Here is a 19,091-nt window from a genome sequence, read left to right as displayed (position 1 = left end):
GGCCTGGCCGCCGAGCTTGCCCTCGGTGCCGACCTCGCGCGCCACGCGCGTCACTTCCGACGCGAAGGAATTGAGCTGGTCCACCATCGTGTTGATCGTGTTCTTGAGCTCGAGGATCTCGCCCTTCACTTCCACGGTGATCTTCTTCGAGAGGTCGCCCGAGGCCACCGCGGTGGTCACTTCGGCGATGTTGCGCACCTGGCCGGTGAGGTTGGTCGCCATCGCGTTGACGTTGTCGGTGAGGTCCTTCCAGGTGCCCGCGACGCCCTTCACGCGCGCCTGACCGCCCAGCTTGCCCTCGGTGCCCACCTCGCGCGCCACGCGCGTCACTTCCGAGGCGAAGGAGGCGAGCTGCTCCACCATGGTGTTCACGACCTTGCCGATGCGCAGGAATTCGCCTTGCAGCCGTCGCCCGTCGATCTCGACCGCCATCGACTGCGAGAGGTCGCCCTTCGCCACCGCACCGATCACGCGCGCGACCTCGGCGGTCGGCTGGACCATGTCCTCGATCAGCTCGTTGAGCGCGCGCAGCTTCACTTCCCAGCCGCCGGTGGCGCCGCGGACATGGCCGCGCTGGGTGATCTTGCCTTCCTTGCCGACGACTCGCGAGAGCCGCTCGAACTCGTTGGTCATCTGCTCCTCGAGGTTCACCACCTCGTTGAACAGCATCGCGATCTCGCCGTCGGCGCCTGGCAGATCATCCGGCAGCCGAACGGAGAAATCGCCGCGTCTCAGGCTACGAAGGGCAGAGACGAGCTGGCGGCGATCCAGCGTGTCGGAGGATTCTAGCACTCAAGGCTCCCGGCATCTCCCACCCCGCTTGCAGTTGATCGACCCCCCGGCCGGTAGCCATTGGTATAACCGAGCTTTTCGCTTCGGCGCAGCAAAAATAACGAGGGGCCGCTCCGGGCTGGGACAAGCACTCGCCCGGCATCTGCGTCCGGACCCGGGCGCAGATGCGGCCGATTGGATCTTCTCGTCACAGGAAGTGGCGTAAGAGGCGGCATGGCCGACTCGCTGAAACCCATCGCCTGCCCCGATACCGCGCCGCCGGGGGGCCATTACAGCGCCGCGATGGCGTGCGGAGACCTCGTCTTCATCTCCGGGCAGCTGCCGATCCTGCCCGACGGCAGCCACACCGCCGACCGCGACTTCGAGGCGCAGGCTATGATCGCGCTCGACAATTTCCTCGCCGTCGCCGCAGCGGCAGGCGCGGGGCCGGAGGATGTGGCGAAGGTCACCGTCTATGTCGTCGGCATCGACAACTGGCCGCGCTTCAACCGGCTCTACGCCCGGCGGATGGGCGAGCATCGCCCTGCCCGCGCGATCGTGCCGGTGCCCGAGCTCCATTACGGTTATCTGATCGAGATCGAAGGCGTGGCGATACGGCGGCGCTAGACCATATCGACGTCCCAGAAGCGATCCGGGTCGCGACGGCACCGAGGGGCTGACCGGCCTCGGCTTCGACGAAGACGCCGTATCGCGGTTATGACGCGATAGCCTCATTGTCATTGCCAGTGGCGCCCCCCAAACCGCAGCCTGCCCCTCGAGCCAAAGGCCGCCCGGACCGGGCCGGCCGGCCGCAAGAAGTGCAATCGAAGCGAAGCGTCGCGACCCTGGTCCGCGGCTCGATCGCGAACGACAAGGGGGTCGGCAATGAAGCAAGTTGATCATGGTCCTTCGCGCGGCCTGCTCGCCGCGTCGGCGCTGGCGCTGGCCATTGCGTGCGCCACGCCGGCCTGGGCCGCCGACGGCCCGGAGGGCGGCCAGGACGAAGTGCAGGCGTCGGCCTCGGACGAGATCATCGTCACCGGCATCAACGCGCCCGTCACCACCTCAACCGGGCTGCCGCTCAAGTTCATGGAAACGCCGCAGTCGGTGACGATCATCGATCAGAAGCGCATCCAGGACTATGCGCTGACCAGCATCAAGGACCTGCTCGACCAGGCGGTGGGCGTCAACGTCGAGCGCGCCGAGACCGATCGCACCACCTTCAACGCGCGCGGCTTCGACGTCACCAACTTCCAGATCGACGGGATCGGCCTGCCGCTGATCCAGAACTATGCATACGGCGACACCGACAGCTTCCTCTACGAGCGCATCGACATCATTCGCGGCGCCAATGGCCTGACCACGGGCATCGGCAATCCGTCCGCGACGATCAACTATGTCCGCAAGCGCCCGTCGGACACGCTCCACGCCAATGCCTCGGCCTATTTCGGATCGTGGAACAAGTGGCGGGTCGAAGGCGACGTCTCGGTGCCGATCGGCGACGATTGGGGCATCCGCGTGATCGGCGCGCACGAGGAGAGCGACAGCTATCTCGACCGCTACAACTACAATCGCGACGTGATCGGCATCGTCCTCTCGGGCAGGATCACGCCGAACCTCACGCTGACCGCCGGCTACAACCGCCAGGACCATGACAGCCAGGCGGCGAGCTGGATCGGCCTCTGGCTCTATTATTCGGACGGCACGCCGATCAACTACGCCCGCTCGGCCAATTCGGCGCCGCGCTGGGCGACCTGGCCGACCACCGAGCACCAGGCCTATGGCGAGCTCGCCTATGCGCTGGGCAGCGACTGGACGATCAAGGGCGTGCTCACCTATCGCAACTATCTCGATGCGCCGCGCATCCTCAATCCGTCGCTGCCGCCCGACAAGGCCACCGGCTTCTACCTGGCCGACACCTCGGAGTTCGAGACCAACAACAACCGCGTGCTCGGCGATCTCTATGCGAGCGGCGTCGTGCGGGCGTTCGGGCAGGAGCACAAGCTGACGTTCGGCCTCTCCTATGCGCACAGCCACCAGCTCCAATATCAGGGCCGCGCGGTCGATACGGGCTTCGGGCTGGGCGCAGTGGTGTTCCCCGACTTCAACGGGCCGAACCGCTGGGACATCCCGCTGCCGACCTACAACCCCAAGGCGCTGGCGCAGGACCAGACCGACAAGCTGTTGCGCGCTTATGCCGCGTCGCAGATCAACTTCACCGACCGGCTTCACCTCGTCGCCGGCGCGAGCTGGGCCAGGCTGGACAGCAGCGGGTTCAACTACGGCCAGGTGGTCGACACCAGCCGCAGCAAGCTCAATCCCTATGCCGGCGTGCTGTTCGACCTCACTTCGTTCCTCACCGCCTATGCAAGCTACACCTCGATCTTCATGCCGCAGGTCGAATATGACGTGAACCACGTCCAGCTGAAGCCGGTCGAGGGCACCAACATGGAGGCGGGGCTCAAGGCCAACCTGCTGGACAAGCGGCTGTACCTCAGCGCGACGGTGTTCAAGACGCAGCAGAACGGCCTGGCGAGCTACGTCAGCCAGGTGCCCGATCCGGTCTATGGCACCTTCTTCGCCTATGAAGGCGTCGACACCACCGCCAAGGGCTTCGAGTTCGAGGTCGCCGGTCGGATCACGCCGAACTGGGACGTGAGCGGCGGCTTCACCACGCTGAGCCTGAAGGACCAGGCGGGCGCGGACACGCGGCTGTTCATTCCCCGCCAGTCGATCAAGGCCTCGACGACCTACACCATCCCCGCACTCAACAAGCTGTCGTTCGGCGCGCAGCTGCGCTGGCAGAGCAAGGTCGACACGATCACGACCGTCCAGCCGGCCTATGCGGTCCTCGACCTGATGGCGGGCGTCGACGTGGTCGACAACATCCGCGCCTCGATCGTGGTGCGCAACGTCACCGACAAGCTCTACTACGCCAGCCTCGTCTACGGTGTGTACGGCATCAGCCAGTACGCGGCACCGCGCAGCTTCACCGCGTCGCTCTCCTACCGCTTCTGAACCGGATGCGCGGCCACCCCTTCGGCCGCGCATCCGCCTTTGTGGCGGGAGCTCCATCCTTGCGCATCGATACCCTCGCGCTCGCCGACCTCGCCCGCGGCGCCGCCTTCCTCGGCTCGGGCGGGGGCGGCGATCCCTATTACAACCAGCTGATCGGCGAGGCGCAGATCGCCCGGCACGGGCCGTTCGAGCTGATCTCGCTCGACGCGCTGGCCGACGATGCGCTGGTCGTGCCCTGCGGCTGGATCGGCGCGCCGACGGTCTCGACCGAGAAGCTGCCCAACGGCCATGAAGCCACGAGCGGGCTGCGCCGGCTCGAGCAGCTGATGGGCCGCCGGATCGACGCGGTGCTGCCGATCGAGATCGGCGGCGGCAACGGCCTCGCCCCGCTGCTCGCCGCCGCCGGAATCGGCATGCCGGTGGTCGACGCCGACGGGATGGCGCGGGCGTTTCCCGAATCGCAGATGTCGGTGTTCGGCATCCACGGGCTGCACGCCTGCCCTTCGGTGATGACCGATGCCGGCGGCTCGATCGCGGTGATCGAGACGGCGGACAACCTGCTCCACGAGCGGATCGCGCGACAGCTCTCGATCGCGATGGGCGGCGATGCCCACATGACCGAATATCCGCTGACCGGCCGCCAGGCGAAAGAGCATGCCGTACCGCGCAGCCTTTCGAGCGCGATCGCGATCGGCGCGGCGATCCGCGAGGCGCAGGTGCGCGGTGACGATCCGTTCGAGGCGATGTTCGCGGCGCTGCGCGCGACCGGGCTCTATCCCTTCGCGGGAATCCTGTTCGACGGCAAGATCACCGACCTCGAGCGCGAGACGCACGGCGGGTTCGCGATGGGCCGCGTGGTGATCGAGGGATTCGGCGACGGGAGCCGAATGGAACTCGACTTCCAGAACGAAAACCTCATCGCGCGGCGGGACGGCGCGGTCGTCGCGACGGTGCCCGACCTGATCACGGTAATGGACCGCGAGACCGCCGACAGCATCACCACCGATCGGCTGAAATACGGCCAGCGCGTCAGGGTGGTGGGCGCCGCCGCTCCGCCGATGCTCCGCGAGGCGCGGGCATTGTCCTTCGTCGGCCCGGCCGCCTTCGGCTATGCCGAGCCCTATGTGCCGATCGAGCGGCTCAACCGATGGGAAGATCAGTGACGGCGGAGAGCAGCGACCAATATTCGCACAGCCCGGTTCCGGCGGGCGAGACGATGGCGGGCTGGCGCGTCGCACTGATCGTCGCGAGCTTTTCGATCGGCCAGCCCGACTTCCTCAACGGCGCGCAGAATGCGCTGGCGCTGGGGCTCGGCAGCGCGGTCGGCGCAGCCTTCCTCGCGGCGCTGATCCTGTGCGCCGGCTGTTGCTTCACCGCAGTGGTGAGCGTGCGCACGCGGCTTTCGACCTATCTCCTCGTCCGGCGCTCGTTCGGCGTGCAGGGAGCGGCGCTGATCAACATCGTCCTCGCGCTGATCCAATATTGCGCCTTCGGGATCAACGCGGCCTTCATCGGCGAGGCGATGGCCGAGGCGGCGAAGATCAACCATCTGCCCGAGAGCTTTGCCGCCTTCGTCATCGCCGGAAGCCTGCTCGCGGCGGGCTCGACGATCGTCGGCATCCGCGCGCTCGAACGGCTCGCGCTGGTCGTGGTGCCGCTGCTCGGCGTGATCTTCGTCGCGGTCGCCTTTGTGGCGGTCCAGCGCCACGGGCTGGTGCTCGCACCCTCGCCCACCCCACCGGTGCCGATGCGCTTCGGCATCGCGGTCACCTCGGTGATCGGCGCCTATATGGTCGCGGTGGTGACCATGCCCGACCTCTCGCGCTACATCCGCACCGAGCGCGGCTCGATCGTGAGCATGGCGCTGTCCTTCCCGATCGCGACGCCGCTGATGATGACCACCGCCGCCCTGCCAGCGCTGGCCACCGGCGAGACGAGCGTCGCGAAGCTCATCGTCTCGCTCGGCCTCGGCACGCCGCTGCTCTTCCTGCTCGCCACCCCGATGCTGACGGTCAACGCCGCCAACCTCTATTCCGCCGGCCTCGCGTTGGGCGCCACCTTCCCCAAGGTGCGCGGCTGGGTGTTCACGCTGCTCGGCGCCGTGATCGGCACGGCGTTCGCGCTGATGGGGATCATCGACCATTTCATCCCCTTCCTCGTGTTCCTGAGCCTGATCGTCCCGCCGATCGCGGCGATCTACGTCATCGACGCTTTCACGCTCTTCCGCGGCACCGATCCCCAGGCCTCGATCCGCCGGCTGCCGCCGGTCCGCTGGGAAGCGGTCGGGGTGTGGGTCGGCTCGCTCGCGGCGGTGCTGCTGGTGCCGAGCGAGCGCTTCACGCTGACGACGATCCCCGCGCTCGACGCGACGATCCTGGCGGCGGTGGCGTATCTCGCGGTACTCAAGCTGAGGGGCCGACCGCTGCCCGCCGCCTAGGCGATCTGGACCAGCCCCAGCGTCGGCGGCGCGGGGGATTCCTCGCTCATCCGGATGATCCGTGCCTGGCGCTCGAGCTCGCGCACGAAGGCCTGGGCGGCAGGCGACAGCGAGCGCCCCTTGTGCCGCACGATCCCGATCGAGCGCGCCACCACCGGATCGACCAGCGGCCGCCAGGCGAGCGCGGGCGAGGCGATCTGCGCCATGGTCAGCCGGGTCAGCGCCGAGAGCCCCTGCCCCGCGACCACCAGCGCCGCGGCGGTGGTCGCGGCGCTGCAGTTGAACAGCCGCTCGACCGGCACGCCCGCCTGGGCGATCCCGCTCTCGACCATCCGCCGCAGCCCGGTCTCCTGCGACATGGTGATGAAGCGGCGATCGGCGAACACCGACCAGGGATGCTCGATTCCCTCCGCAAGCGGATCGTCATGGCGGCAGACCAGCACGAGCCTGTCCTTGAGCAATTCCTGGTAGCGCAGGTCGCCGGCGAGGTCGGGCGGCGGGGCGATGCCCATGTCGGCGCGGCGCTCGCGCACGGCATTGTGGACCTGGTCGCCGACGTCTTCCCAGATTTCGATGCGCACCGCGGGATAGCGTGCCTGGAAGCTCTGGATCGCCGGCGGCAGCAGCGCCGAGGCGACCGAAGGCAGCCCGGCGATGCGGATCACGCCCTCGCGCCCCTCGACGAACTCGTGGAGCTCGCGGAAGACCGTCTCATAATCCTCGAGCAGCCGGATCGCGAGCGGGTGGAGCCGCTCGCCCGCGGGCGTGAGCGTCACGGTGCGCGTGTCGCGGTCGAACAGGCGGACGCCGACGCGCGTCTCGATGTGCTGGATCGTGCGGCTGAGCGCCGGCTGCGAGACACCGAGCTGCGTCGCGGCATCCCGGAAGCTGGCGGTCTCCGCGAGCTTCAGGAAGGCGGTCAGCTGAGAGAGTGTCAGACGCGACATGTCCTGTCCCGACCCGGGCTTCTATGCCGTCACAATACAATTCCATGACGGCCCGGCAAGGGCTCGAGGCGCCGTCCGGTCCGCCTCGCGTCCCGGATTCGCACCGGCGGCAGGCATGAGTCGATACCCCTTTTGTCATTGAAAGCCCGAGCCCCGGATCGCAGCGTTTCCCGGCAGTGACGACGCCAGCGGAGCAGGCACTTGGAGCCCCTGAAGATCGAGCAGGAACGCAGCGGAGCGCGGTTCGACCGTGCACTGCTGCTAGAGACGCGCGATCGCACCCGCGCGCTGATCCACGAGGTCGCCGGCGCGATCGTGCCGGGGATGGCCGAGGCGGACGCGCTCGCGCTGCTCAAGCGCACGCTCAAGGAGCGAGGCATGCTGCGCGGCTGGCACGCCCCGCACGTCCGCTTCGGGATCAACACGCTCAAGCAGTTCGGGGAGCCTTCCGAGCCCGGCGTGGTGCTCGGCCAAGAGGACATCTTCTTCCTCGATATCGGCCCGGTCTGGCAAGGCCATGAGGGTGACGCCGGCGAAACCTTCGTCGTCGGCCGCGACCCCGAGATGCACCGCGCCGCGCGCGACGTGAAGGCAGTGTTCGACACCACCCGCACGCGCTGGCTGGCCGACGGGCTGAGCGGCCTCGAGCTCTATCGCTTCGCGGAGCGCGAGGCCGGACGGCTCGGCTGGGCGCTCAACCTCGAATTGGGCGGGCACCGGCTCTCGGACTTCCCCCACGCCGTCGTCCACGACGGTGCGCTGCTCGAAGCGGACTATGCACCGAGCGCCGGGCTGTGGGTGCTCGAGATCCAGATCCGCCACCCCAGCCGGCCGTTCAGCGCCTTCCACGAAGACCTGCTGCTCCAGTGAGCGGCGCGGCAACCCAGGATTTCGGCGCCGGCCCCGGCGCCAGGAGCGAGCGACGCATGCAAGTGGACGACCTCGACGCCGACCAGACCGAAGCGCTGATCCATCGGGTCGGCGGCCTGCGCGGCGTCGAGAAATTGCTGTCGGGCGAATGGGTGGTCGGCGAGCCCGGCGATGTGCTGGAAGCGCCGCGCGAAGTGGTCGACGACCTGCTCGGCGTCGGCGCGCCGGTCGCGGTGCCGGGGACCGAGCGCTTCGTCGTGCGCGAGACATTCGTGGTCAACCGCGACGGCGAGTTGCCGATCAGCTACATCGGCGAGGATTTCGCGAGCCACTTCCTCGACCTCGTCGAGGAAGCGGTGCCCGCCACGGTGCTCCGTCCCTGCACCTTGCTGAAAGGCAGCGTCGACGGACCGATCTTCGCGGCTCTCGGCGGCGAAGGGAGCGCCCGGGTCGCGCTCGCCCAGGCCCATGCCTTCCTCAAGCAGGCCGACCGCACGCGCTGGTTCTTCTTCTACGTCGCCGACGTGCGCGGCGCGCTCTGGGCGATGGACACCTATTGGCGCGACGGCGGCTGGGACCTCGAAGTCTATTCGATCACCTATCCGCGCGGGTGGCGCGGCGGCGGCCGCGTGGTGGCGCGCGGCCGTTCCGACGACGCCGAGTGAGGGAGACGCCGATGACGCATGCGAAGTGCCACACCATCCACGCCGCCCAGCAGCACCTCAGCTTCTGCAACGCGCATCCGCCCGCGCGCACCGTCGCGCCGGGCGACGTCGTCACCTTCGAGGAGATCGACACGGTCTGCGGGCAATTGTCCGCCAGCTCGACCGTGGCGGACATCGAGACGCTCGACTTCGGCAACGTCAATCCGGCAGTCGGCCCGATCCACGTCGACGGCGCCGAGCCGGGCGACGCGCTCAAGATCAGCGTGCTCGAGTTCGCCGGCAGCGGCTGGGGCTGGACCGCGCTGATCCCCGGCTTCGGGCTGCTCGCCGACGAATTCCCCGATCCGGCGCTCAACATCTGGCATTACGACCGGAGCCTGGCCGCGCCGACGCTCTTCTCGTCGGTCGCCAGGATACCGCTCCGACCCTTCTGCGGGATCATGGCGGTCGAGCAGGCCGCGCCAGGCGAGTTCAGCACGCTGCCGCCCCGTCGCACCGGCGGGAACATGGACCTGCGCGACCTGGTCGCCGGGGTCGACGTCTACCTCCCCGTCGAGGTTCCGGGCGCGCTCTTCTCGATCGGCGACCCGCATTGCGCGCAGGGCGACGGCGAGGTCTGCGGCACCGCGATCGAATCGCCGATGGGCGTGACGGTGAAGCTCGACCTGGTGAAGGGCGAAGGCCTGCGCTTCCCGCGCTTCGTCACGCACGAGCCGGTGACGCGCCACGTCGACGGCCGCGGCTATGAAGCGACGATGGGCATCGGCCCCGACCTGCGCGAGGCGAGCCGCGACGCGGTGCGCGGGATGATCGACCGGCTGGCGCGGCTGCACGGGCTGAGCGCGGTCGACGCCTATATGCTGTGCAGCGTCGCGGGCGATCTCCGCATCAACGAGATCGTCGACATGCCGAATTACGTCGTCTCCTTCTACATGCCGCGGCAGATCTTCGACTGATGGCGCTGCTGCTCGCCCGGCACGACGTCGAGCGGCTGCTCGACGCCGACGCGCTGCTCGCCGCGCTGGCAGAGGGGTTCAGGGCGATCAGCGCGGATCCGCGCGTGGATGCGCCGGCGCGGAGCGCGCTGTCGGCGGGCGACAAGGGGTCGCTGCTGACGATGCCGGGGTTCGTGCCGGAACTGCAGTTCGGCACCAAGCTGGTGTCGATCTTCCCTGGGAACGCCGCGGCCGGCCTCCCCTCGCACCAAGGGCTGATCGTGCTGATGGACCCGGCGACCGGCGCGGTCTCCGCGCTGCTCGACGCCGAGCATGTCACTGCGATGCGCACCGCCGGTGCGGCGACGCTCGCGGCGAAACTGCTCGCGCGGCCGGAATCGCGCGTGATGACGATCCTCGGCGCGGGGGTGCAGGGCCGGGCGCACCTCGAGCTGATGTCGCGCCACTTCGAGCTGGAGACGGTGTTCGTCGCCTCGCGCAGCCGGGCGAGCGCCGAGGCCTTCGCCGCGCGCGACGATCGCGTCGTGGTAGCCGACAGCATCGAGGCAGCGGTCCGCGCGTCGGACATCATCTGCCTCTGCTCACAATCCGCCGAGCCGTTGGTCCTGGCGGACTGGGTCCAGCCCGGGCAGCATATCAGCTCGGTCGGCTACGCCCCGCCGGGCGGCGAGCTCGACCCGGCGATCGCCGCCGCGCACACGCTCTTCGTCGAGGCCCGGATCGCGTTCGCGCCGCCACCCGCCGGCTGCGCCGAGCTCCGCGGGATCGATCCCGGCCGGGGAACCGAGCTCGGCGAGCTGCTGCTCGGGCTCCGGCCGGGCCGCCGAGCCGCCGCAGAGGTCACCGTCTACAAGGCGATGGGCCATGCGATCGAGGACCTCGTCGTCGCCAACCTCGTCCACCGCGCCGCGATCGAGCGATCCGCCGGCCGTGTCGTCGACCTTTGATCGGAGCCGCCATGACCGTTGCCGTGCAAGCCTTGACCGACGAGCAGATCGACCAGCTGATCGAGAAGGCAGGCGGCCGCGACGCGGTGCTGCGCGTGATCTCGGGCGAGCTCGCGTTGCGGCTCGAGGCGCCCGCGTCGATCGGCTCGGCGCTCTCGGTTCCGGCCGGCCTGGCCTTCGAGGACCGTGTCGCGCGCGGCGATTATGGCTGGCGCAATCCCGACCTCACCGAGCAACGCTTCCCCGTCACCGACGCGCAGGTCGGCGAGAAGGCGCTGGAGATCTTCCACTTCCGCCGCAGCCTCTCGTCCGAGGACGCGATCCGCGAAATCCGCGCAGCAGGCTTCGAGCCCGCCGAGACCGGCGATATCCTCGCGTTCGGCGAGGCCTTTCCCGAAGCGCAGCGGCGCCATCCGGTGGTCGGGCTAGGCTCGGTGGTCGAGATCGACGGCAAGCTCAGCGTGCCCGTCCTGTGGTTCGACGGCGAGGAACGGACGCTCGACCTCATCTGGTACGACGGCGACTGGCACCGCAACTACCGGTTCCTCGGCGTCCGCCGCGGCGCCGGGTAGGTGCCCGGGGAAAATGGGTAACCCACTTGCCGGCGCCATCGCGCGCGCGGCTAATCCTTCGCAAGGCCTTTCAGGGAGAGGTTCGATGAAGCATCCGATCTTGAAGTCGCTGCTCCTGCTCGGCGTGCTCGCGCCGTCGATCGCCTGGACCACGCCCGTCGCGCCCGCCGACGAGCCGTTCCCCGAGGCCATGTTCGAAGTCTTCCGCCTCGCCCCCGGGCGGCAGGAGGCGTTCCTCCGCAAGCTCGCGGCGTGGGACGTGGTCTCGCAGGCGGGCGGCCAGCCGGCGACGCAGCTCTTCGTCCATGAGGACGGCGAAGGCTGGGACGTGCTGCTGTTCAAGCCCTATCCCAGAATGCCCGTCACCCCCGCGCAGCAGGCGACGATGGACAGGAAGGCCGAGGAACTCCACCTCAAGACCGGGCCCGCCTTCTGGCTCGAGGTGCGCCAGAACGTCGCCGAGCACAGCGAGACCAGGGCGCAGGGGCCGATCACCGCTGCGCAGTGGCTCGCCCGGCTCGACGCCTGGCGCGCGGCGCACCCCGATGCGGACAAGGCGCCTTGAGCGAGGTCTCGCGGCGTACGATGCTGGGCGGGCTGGCGACTGCGGGTACGCTCGCCACCGCCGCCCCTGCCCGCGCCCGGCCCGGGCACGGATGGGACGTGATCGTGGTCGGCGCAGGCGTGTTCGGGGCGTGGACGGCGTGGAACCTTCAGCGCCGCGGAGACCGGGTGCTGCTCGTGGACGCCTGGGGTGCGGCGCATTCGCGGGCATCTTCGGGCGGCGAGACGCGGCTGATCCGCACCGAATATGGCGGCGAGCCGCTCTACACGCGCTGGGCGTGGGATTCGCTGGCGGAGTGGCATGCGCTGTCGCAGCGCCACGAGAGCCCGATCTTCCACCCCGTCGGCGCGCTCTACATCTACCCGAAGGACACGCCCAGGATCAACGCGAGCATCGCGCTCCAGCGCGGCCTCGGCATTCCGATCGAGAAGCTCGGCCAAGCCGAGCTGGCGAAGCGCTGGCCGCAAATGAACTTCGCCGACGTCGCGGTTGGCGTGATGCAGCCGACGATGGGCGCGCTGATGGCACGGCGGGGCGTCCAGACGCTGGTGGCGGACTTCGTGAAGGCGGGCGGCAGCTTCCGCCCCTTCGCGGTCGAACCGCCGCGCGCCGGGGGCGTCTCGCTGCCCGCGATCACCGGCACCGGCGGCGAGACGCTGAGCGCCGGCCGCTTCGTCTTCGCCTGCGGGCCGTGGCTGCCCAGGCTCTTCCCCGACGTGGTGGCGAGCCGGATCGTGCCGACGCGCCAGGAAGTCTTCTACTTCGCCCCCGAGCCCGGCGACACGCGCTTCGCGCCGCCGCACCTCCCGGCCTGGGTCGATGCCGGCGATCCGGACCTCCATTACGGCTTCCCCGACATCGAGGCGCGCGGATTCAAGATCGCGCTCGATGCGCATGGCCCCCGCTATGATCCCGACGGCGTCGACCGCCGCATCACCGATCAGGGGCTGGCCGATGTCCGCGCCTATCTCGCGCACCGCTTCCCCGGCCTCGCCGAGCGACCGCTCGCCTCGTCCGAAGTCTGCCAATATGAGAACAGCGACAATGGCGACCTGCTGATCGACCGCCACCCCGCCTGGACCAACGCCTGGATCGTCGGCGGCGGCAGCGGGCACGGCTTCAAGCACGGCCCGGCGGTGGGGCGCTACGTCGCCGATCTCGTCTCGAGCACCGGCACGGCGCAGGCGCGCTTCAGCCTAACGACGCACAAGACCCAGGACGCGAAAGGAAGCCGGGGATGAAGCTCAAGCTCGCCGCGCTCGCACTTGCGATCGCCACGTCCGCCTCCGCGCAAACCGCGCCGGCGCCCACCGCCGCGCCCGGCTATGTCCTTCCCGAGACCGAGACCTGGGAACTGCCGGGCGACGACGGATACCCCTATCAGATCTTCGTCTCCAGGCCGAAAGCTCCGGCACCCGCGGGCGGCTATCCGGTGCTCTATGTGCTCGACGGCAATGCGATGTTCGCGGGCTTCGCCGAGACGCGCCGGATCCTGTCGATGGAGCAATCGGACCTCAGCAAGACGATCATCGTCGGCGTCGGCTTCAAGACCGACCAGCCCTATGACGTCCGCCGCCTGCTCGACTTCACCGGCGGCCCGCCGCCCGCGCCCTGGGACGCGAGCTTCAGCAAGGTCGCCAACGGCGGCTGGGACAAGTTCCTCGATTATCTGACCGGCAAGCTGCGCACCGAGGTCAACCGCCGCTACACGATCAATGCCGACCGCCAGGCGCTGTTCGGCCATTCGCTCGGCGGGCTGCTCGCGGTGCACGCGCTGTTCACCCGGCCCGGCGCCTTCCATGCGATCATCGCCGCCAGCCCCTCGCTGTTCTGGCACGATCGCGAGATGCAGAAGGAGGAGCGCGCCTTCGTCGCGGCGCTCGAGGCAGGCAGGATCGACAGGGTCGCGCGGCTGATGGTGGTCTGTGGCGAGCGCGAGGAGACGCCGCTCGAGCGCTGGGACGCCGAGGCCTTCGTCAAGCGGATGGAGCCGCTCTCGGCCCATGGCCTGCGGCTGCGTTCCGAAGTCTATGCCGGCGAGGGGCACATCACCGTGCCGAGCCGATCGGTGACCTCGACGCTGCGCTTCGCCTTCACCTGGCCGTAGCGCCTAGCGTTCCTTCGCCTCGATCTTCGAGAGCAGCGCGATCAGCCGGTTGCGGTCGGCGGCGGTCAGGTCGCCGAGCATCTCCTCCTCGTGCGCGCGGATCAGCGCGAGGCATTCGCCAAGCTTGGCCTTGCCCGCCGCCGTCATGGTGAGCGCGAAGGCGCGGCGATCCTCGGCGGCGACCTTGCGCTCGATCCACCCGTCGTCGACCAGCTCGTTGATCAGCGCGACCATGTTGGCGCGCTGGATGCCGAGCACGCGGCCGGCAGCGCCCTGGTTGATCCCCGGATTGGCGTCGACCACCGAAAGGATGCCGAACAGCACCTGGCGCATGCCGGTGCCAGACAGCGCGCGCGAGAAATCGCCGCCGAAGGCGCTCGACGCACGCCGCAGGTGATAGCCGACCAGCTCGGTAAGCACGCCGAGCTCGACTCCGTCATTCTCCGTCTCGATGGGCCGTGACGCCAAATCCTGTCTCCCTGTCACACCGGCTTATCGCGCAGCGCGAGCAACGCAAGCAGCGCGATCACCGATCCCAGCGCCATCAGGATCGCGACGAGTTGCAACCCATAGCCCGCGGCGAACAGGAATCCAGCAAGCGCCGGCGCCAAAGCCGAGCCGCCGCGCCCGACGCCGATCGCGAACCCAGTCGCGGTCGCGCGAACGTCGGTAGGGAAGGATTGCGCCAGCAGGCCGTAGAGGCTGACCACGCCCGCGTTGGTGAAGAAGCCCGCCGCGGCAGCGACCAGCGCGAGCTCGGTCAGGTCCGCCTGGCCGCGCCCGAAAATGCCGATCAGCACTGCCGATGCCGCCATCGCCGCCACTGCCAAGGTGCGCAGCCGCACCTTCGTGGTCAGCAGCCCGAGCACCAGCGACCCGCTCGCCCCGCCGACATTGGCCCAGACGAGCACGCCCGCGGCCGCCGCAGGCGCGAAGCCCATGTCGACGACGATCTTCGGGATCCATTTGAGGATGAAATAGAACGTCATGATGTGCGCGAGATAGGCGAGCGTGAGCAGCAGCGTAGTCCGCGCCAGCGCAGGCGAGAAGAGCGCAGCGAGCGGCAGCCTGGCAGGTGCCCGCGTCATCGAGGGCAGCGCCTCGATCGCGCCATGGCCCATGCGGGCGAGCGTACGGTTGACGCGAGCCAGCGTCCGCTCGCCCGGCCGCTGCATCTCGAAGGCGATCGATTCGGGCGCGAAGAACAGCACGATCGGTACAAAGCAGAGCGTCGCGATCGCGCCGAACTCGAACACCGCCGGCCAGTCGAACCGCTTGAGCAGTTCGGCGGCGATCGACCCACCGATGATCGCGCCGACCGGATAGCCGCCCGCCATCAGCACCACGCAGAGGTTGCGACGCGCCGCGTTGGAGACTTCGGCGACCGCCGCATTGGTCGCCGCGAGCATCCCGCCGATACCGAGGCCGGTGAGCACGCGCCACGCCGAGAGCGTCGTCACGTCGTGCGCGGTCGAGGCGAGGTACATGCCCGCCGCCATCACCAGCAGGCAGCCGAGGATGGTGCGCCGCCGCCCCATCCGATCGGCCAGGCCCCCGAGCAGGATCGAGCCGATCGACATGCCGATCAGCTCCATCGACAGCACCACGCCGAGCGCCGCGCGGTCGATCCCCCAGGCCTTCGCGATCCCCGGCGAAGCGAAGCTGATCGACAGCACGTCGAAACCGTCGAGCGCGTTGAGGCCAACCATGATCGCCACCACGCCCCATTGGAACCGTGACATCGGCCGCTGGTCGATGATGTCCCGCGGATCGGTCATGCCTTCCTCCCCTTCGCGCCGGTTCGCGCTTAGTCGCTATGTTCTACAACAATTGCGCCGAAGTCCAGCCGGCTGAAGACTGCCGCGATCAGCGCGAGCGCGGTGATCAGCAGCACGGGGAGCCGCGGGTCGTGCGAGGGGAAGAGCGCCACCGCGACGGTGGCGAGCGCGCTGCCGCCCATCTGCATCGCGCCGTAGAGGCTTACCGCGGTGCCCAGCCGGTCGCGCAGGCCGGCGAGCGCGGCCATCATCGCATTGGGCATCACCACCCCGCCGCCGAAGGCATAGGCCATCATCGGCACCACCAGCGCCGCGACATGGTGGATTCCTTGCAGCGCGCCGAGCAGCAGCGCGAACGCGGCGACGGCGCAGAGCAGGGTCGCGGCCTGGATCGTCCGCCGGGTATCGAGGCGCGTGGCGAGCCAGCTCGCGGTCAGCGCGCCACCCGCCGCCCCCGAGGCGACGAGGCCGTAGCACCAACCGAGATCGGTCCGCGCGACATGATAGGTCTCGAGGAACAGGAAGGGCGAAGCCGAGAGGAAGACATAGAGCCCGCCGCCCAGCAGCACCGCGAGCGCGAGACTGGCGAGGAAGCTGCGGTCGCGCGCCACCGCCGCCCAGTCGGCAGCGAAATGCGCGCGCGGGCCGGTCCGGCGCGCCATCGTCTCGGGGAGCCAGAGCAGGATCGCGACGCCGACCACGGCGCCGGCCAGCGCGAGGACAGCGAAGATCGCGCGCCAGCCCGCCGCGGCCGCGACGAACGCGCCCAGGATCGGCGCGAACATCGGCGAGAGCAGGATGATCGCGCTCACCAGCGCCATGTCGCGCGTACCGCTGGCATCGGTCGAATCGCCGATCATCGCGCGGCCCGAGACGAGGCTGCTCGACGCGCCCAGCGCCTGGAGCAGCCGCCCGCCGAGCAGCGCCGCGATCGACGAGGCAGTCCAGCACAATGCCGATCCGGCGACGAAGAGCACCACGCCGCCGATCATCACCGGCCGCCGCCCGATCCGGTCGGCCATCGGCCCGGTCGCAAGCTGGCCGGCGGCGAGCCCCGCCATGTAGAGCGTCAGCGCGAGCTGCACCGCCGCGGGCGTGGTGGCGAGCGATACCACCGCCGCGGGCATGGCCGGCACGAACATGTGGATCGCGAGCGAGCCCAGCGCGGTCACCGCGGCGAGCAGGCCGATGCGGTGCCGCGGGCGTCGCGCGGTCAGGGCGTCACCGCGATGTCGACGCGGCGGCGCGAGGGCTCGGCGAGCCCATCGGCCTCGGGGATGTCGAGCGGCTGGGCGGCGGTCTTCCAGCGAACGGTGATGCGCTTGCGGTCGATGCCGAGCCGGACCAGCGCCTCGGCGATCTTCTCGGCCCGCTCGCGCGCGATCGCCGGGCTCTCGGCGAGCTTCCGGCCCGAGACGAGCGCGGGGGTGGTCGCGGCATAGCCGGTCACCGCGATCGCGCGCGGCTGGGCGGCGCGGATCCAGGTGATCGCCTGATCGAGCAGGTAATCGTCATATTGGTAGATCAGGAACGACTGGTCGAAGTCGAAGAGCAGATGGAAGGTGCGCGGGGCATAGGGGCCGGGCGGCACCGCGCGCGCCTCCGAGAGCGGGCGGACGTTGCGCTTGGGGAGCAAGAACCTGCGACCGGGGAAGCCTTCCGCCGGGAGCATCTGGCGGGTGCAGCTGCCCGGCAGGATCGAGGTGCGCACCGCATCGAGCACCGGGCTGCCGCAGGGTTGCGCCGGATCGGCGGAGGGGCGGCCCTCGACGAGCACCTCATGGTTCCAGTCGGGCTTCGACGGCGCGAGGCTGACGTCGTAGCGCAACCCCGTCGCCGGATCCTCGGCGAGCCAGCAGCCCGACTTCTTCCCCGAATCCGCATCGCGATAGACCGGGCAGGTGACGAAGCGCAGCGCCTCGGGCGCCGACTGGCCCATAAGCAGCGCGAGGAGCAGCGCAGCGCGCATCACAGCACGCTCATCAGATTGACGAGATCCTGCTTGTCCTGCTCCGAATAGCCGATCCTGTAGCGGCGCTCGTAATAATCGACGATCCCGCGCAGGTCCTTCGCCAGCCCGTTCGAGAAATAGGGCGCCCGCGCCGCGAGCCCGCGCAGCGACTGGAGGGTGATCTTGCCGACGTCGGCGCAGCGGCCAGTGGTGAGCGCATAGCCGGGGTCATAGGTGTAGATCACGCGCCCGTAATGCGGGTGCGGCTTGCCGCGGCAGGTGATGCGGAACAGCGGCAGCCACGGCATCGGATCGGCGAAGGGCTGCGTCGTCGTCCCCAGGTCCACCTGCCCGGGCGCGACGTCGTTCCCCATCTGCGACATGTTGTGGCAGAAGACGCAGCTGTTGCGCACCGGATTGCCGAAGCCGATCGGCGAGTTGATCCCGGCGCTGTCGCTGATCAGGAAGGTCTTGTCGCGGAACACCTTCGCTCCGCGCGCGACCGAGGCGCGGAAGGCGTTCTGCGCGGGGGTGAGCGCCGGATCGGGCTTCTCCCAGCCTTCGAACTCGCTCCACACCGGCTTGCCGATGCTGCCGAGCTGGCCGGGCTCCGAGCGCGCGAGCTTGCCCGGCCCACCCTCGGCCCCGCCGGTATCGGTCATCGTCCCCGCGGCGTCGACTTGCTGCGCGGCGAACACCCGGCTCTCGAAGTCGACGATCCGCGCCATGTCCGCCGCATCGAAATGCTTGAGCAGCTCGAGGTGGGTCGCGGCGGCGTCGCGCATCTGGGCATTGAGCGTCCCCGCGCGCCCGTCGGCCATGAGGTTGCCCGACATCGGCTTGCCGCTCTCGGGGTCGAGCGGCAGCGGCATCCCCTGCTTGGGATCATAGGCGAAGCCGACCGCGAGCAGATACTTCAGGTTCGCGACCGGGCGCGGGCGGCGATAGACCGAGATTTTCCCTTTCGCCGGCCCATAGGCGCCCGAATTGCACCCCCAGGGATCGCGCACCACCGCGATGTCGAAGTCGGCCTTGACCACCCGCCCCTGCAAGTCGCGCGCGGGCCAGGGGCGCTGGATGCGGATCAGGCCATGGTCGAGCAGCAGCGAGTGCGAAACGCGCTGATTCTGGGGAAGCGTCGGGCAGTTCGAGCCGTCATAGGCCGCGAACAGCGGGTCCCTGCCTGCCGTCGCGTCCCAGCGCTTCTGCGCGGTCGCGGCGGAGAGGCTCATCGCATCGGCGGGCTGGTGGCAGGTGATGCAGGCGCGGCCGTTCGGGCCCACCGCAGTGAAGAAGGGATGGCCCTTCGTCGCCATCGGCCCGCCGGTGAGCAGCACGCGCAGCGTCCCCTGTCCGTTCGGATAGTCGGCGCTCGCCGGGAAGACGCGTTCGCTCCCCGGCGCCCACCAGCTGTCCCCGGCTTCATAGGATTGCGCCGCGACGCTCGCCGCGAGCAGCAGGCCCGCGCCGGCGAATGCCAGGCCGGCCGCGCGCCTGCGCAACCGGC

The 19,091-nt window shown here is 69.4% G+C and carries 19 protein-coding genes; 12 read left to right on the top strand and 7 right to left on the bottom strand.

Going from position 1 to position 19,091, the window contains the following annotated elements; translation table 11 throughout:
• A partial coding sequence (locus J7495_RS17010) for a HAMP domain-containing protein (protein WP_294058010.1) occupies nucleotides 1–669 on the bottom strand: 669 nt, incomplete at its 3' end.
• Between the two features lie 336 nt (nucleotides 670–1,005).
• Here J7495_RS17010 and J7495_RS17005 point away from each other — a divergent pair.
• The 4 genes from J7495_RS17005 to J7495_RS16990 all read left to right on the top strand — a co-directional run bounded on the left by J7495_RS17005 (nucleotide 1,006) and on the right by J7495_RS16990 (nucleotide 6,226).
• On the top strand, nucleotides 1,006–1,398 hold the full coding sequence (locus J7495_RS17005; RefSeq protein WP_294058009.1) for a RidA family protein: 393 nt from the start codon (nucleotides 1,006–1,008) through the stop codon (nucleotides 1,396–1,398).
• A gap of 258 nt (nucleotides 1,399–1,656) precedes the next feature.
• Nucleotides 1,657–3,789 carry a TonB-dependent siderophore receptor gene (locus J7495_RS17000; protein ID WP_294058007.1) on the top strand — a complete coding sequence of 711 codons (2,133 nt, stop codon included), beginning with the start codon at nucleotides 1,657–1,659 and terminating at the stop codon, nucleotides 3,787–3,789.
• A gap of 59 nt (nucleotides 3,790–3,848) precedes the next feature.
• Nucleotides 3,849–4,952 (top strand): DUF917 domain-containing protein, encoded by a 1,104-nt coding sequence (locus J7495_RS16995; RefSeq protein ID WP_294058006.1) that lies wholly within the window; start codon nucleotides 3,849–3,851, stop codon nucleotides 4,950–4,952.
• Nucleotides 4,949–6,226 (top strand): cytosine permease, encoded by a 1,278-nt coding sequence (locus J7495_RS16990; protein ID WP_294058005.1) that lies wholly within the window; start codon nucleotides 4,949–4,951, stop codon nucleotides 6,224–6,226. The genes J7495_RS16995 and J7495_RS16990 overlap by 4 nt, the downstream gene beginning before the upstream one ends.
• On the opposite strand, the gene J7495_RS16985 is transcribed toward J7495_RS16990, so the two are convergent.
• Complete coding sequence (locus J7495_RS16985; RefSeq protein WP_294058003.1) at nucleotides 6,223–7,173, bottom strand: LysR family transcriptional regulator; 951 nt, start codon at nucleotides 7,171–7,173, stop codon at nucleotides 6,223–6,225. The genes J7495_RS16990 and J7495_RS16985 overlap by 4 nt on opposite strands.
• 201 nt (nucleotides 7,174–7,374) lie before the next feature.
• On the opposite strand from J7495_RS16985, the gene J7495_RS16980 reads away from it, so the two are divergent.
• The 8 genes from J7495_RS16980 to J7495_RS16945 all read left to right on the top strand — a co-directional run bounded on the left by J7495_RS16980 (nucleotide 7,375) and on the right by J7495_RS16945 (nucleotide 13,855).
• Nucleotides 7,375–8,043, top strand: a complete 669-nt coding sequence (locus tag J7495_RS16980) for a M24 family metallopeptidase (RefSeq protein WP_294058001.1) — start codon at nucleotides 7,375–7,377, stop codon at nucleotides 8,041–8,043.
• Between the two features lie 56 nt (nucleotides 8,044–8,099).
• Nucleotides 8,100–8,708 (top strand): hypothetical protein, encoded by a 609-nt coding sequence (locus tag J7495_RS16975; RefSeq protein WP_294058000.1) that lies wholly within the window; start codon nucleotides 8,100–8,102, stop codon nucleotides 8,706–8,708.
• A gap of 11 nt (nucleotides 8,709–8,719) precedes the next feature.
• Nucleotides 8,720–9,664: an acetamidase/formamidase family protein gene (locus J7495_RS16970; RefSeq protein ID WP_294057998.1), complete on the top strand. Its 945-nt coding sequence runs from the start codon at nucleotides 8,720–8,722 to the stop codon at nucleotides 9,662–9,664.
• Nucleotides 9,664–10,611 (top strand): ornithine cyclodeaminase family protein, encoded by a 948-nt coding sequence (locus J7495_RS16965; protein ID WP_294057996.1) that lies wholly within the window; start codon nucleotides 9,664–9,666, stop codon nucleotides 10,609–10,611. Before J7495_RS16970 ends, J7495_RS16965 begins: the two co-directional genes overlap by 1 nt.
• Before the next feature lie 11 nt (nucleotides 10,612–10,622).
• Nucleotides 10,623–11,183, top strand: coding sequence for a hypothetical protein (locus tag J7495_RS16960; protein ID WP_294057994.1), 561 nt, complete (start codon nucleotides 10,623–10,625; stop codon nucleotides 11,181–11,183).
• A gap of 85 nt (nucleotides 11,184–11,268) precedes the next feature.
• Nucleotides 11,269–11,748: a hypothetical protein gene (locus J7495_RS16955; RefSeq protein WP_294057993.1), complete on the top strand. Its 480-nt coding sequence runs from the start codon at nucleotides 11,269–11,271 to the stop codon at nucleotides 11,746–11,748.
• Nucleotides 11,745–12,989, top strand: a complete 1,245-nt coding sequence (locus J7495_RS16950) for an FAD-dependent oxidoreductase (protein WP_294057992.1) — start codon at nucleotides 11,745–11,747, stop codon at nucleotides 12,987–12,989. The genes J7495_RS16955 and J7495_RS16950 overlap by 4 nt, the downstream gene beginning before the upstream one ends.
• Entirely contained in the window at nucleotides 12,986–13,855 is an 870-nt protein-coding gene (locus J7495_RS16945; protein ID WP_294057991.1) for an alpha/beta hydrolase-fold protein, read from the top strand. The genes J7495_RS16950 and J7495_RS16945 overlap by 4 nt, the downstream gene beginning before the upstream one ends.
• Nucleotides 13,856–13,858: 3 nt before the next feature.
• On the opposite strand, the gene J7495_RS16940 is transcribed toward J7495_RS16945, so the two are convergent.
• The 5 genes from J7495_RS16940 to J7495_RS16920 are packed head-to-tail and all read right to left on the bottom strand — an operon-like array spanning nucleotide 13,859 to nucleotide 19,086.
• Nucleotides 13,859–14,323 carry a MarR family transcriptional regulator gene (locus J7495_RS16940; protein WP_294057990.1) on the bottom strand — a complete coding sequence of 155 codons (465 nt, stop codon included), beginning with the start codon at nucleotides 14,321–14,323 and terminating at the stop codon, nucleotides 13,859–13,861.
• Between the two features lie 14 nt (nucleotides 14,324–14,337).
• On the bottom strand, nucleotides 14,338–15,633 hold the full coding sequence (locus J7495_RS16935) for an MFS transporter (protein ID WP_294057989.1): 1,296 nt from the start codon (nucleotides 15,631–15,633) through the stop codon (nucleotides 14,338–14,340).
• A gap of 29 nt (nucleotides 15,634–15,662) precedes the next feature.
• Nucleotides 15,663–16,805: a multidrug effflux MFS transporter gene (locus J7495_RS16930; protein WP_294057987.1), complete on the bottom strand. Its 1,143-nt coding sequence runs from the start codon at nucleotides 16,803–16,805 to the stop codon at nucleotides 15,663–15,665.
• 41 nt (nucleotides 16,806–16,846) lie between these two features.
• Complete coding sequence (locus J7495_RS16925) at nucleotides 16,847–17,602, bottom strand: OmpA family protein (protein ID WP_294057986.1); 756 nt, start codon at nucleotides 17,600–17,602, stop codon at nucleotides 16,847–16,849.
• A complete protein-coding gene (locus tag J7495_RS16920) occupies nucleotides 17,602–19,086 on the bottom strand; it encodes a hypothetical protein (RefSeq protein WP_294057985.1) in 1,485 nt (494 codons plus the stop codon). The genes J7495_RS16925 and J7495_RS16920 overlap by 1 nt, the downstream gene beginning before the upstream one ends.
• Nucleotides 19,087–19,091: the final 5 nt, after the last annotated feature.

Source organism: Sphingomonas sp. (assembly GCF_017745215.1).
In the GTDB taxonomy this organism is placed as follows: Bacteria; Pseudomonadota; Alphaproteobacteria; order Sphingomonadales; family Sphingomonadaceae; genus Sphingomonas.
The sequence above is the reverse complement of the archived record's forward strand: the minus strand, read 5'-3'. Positions and strand labels throughout refer to the sequence as shown.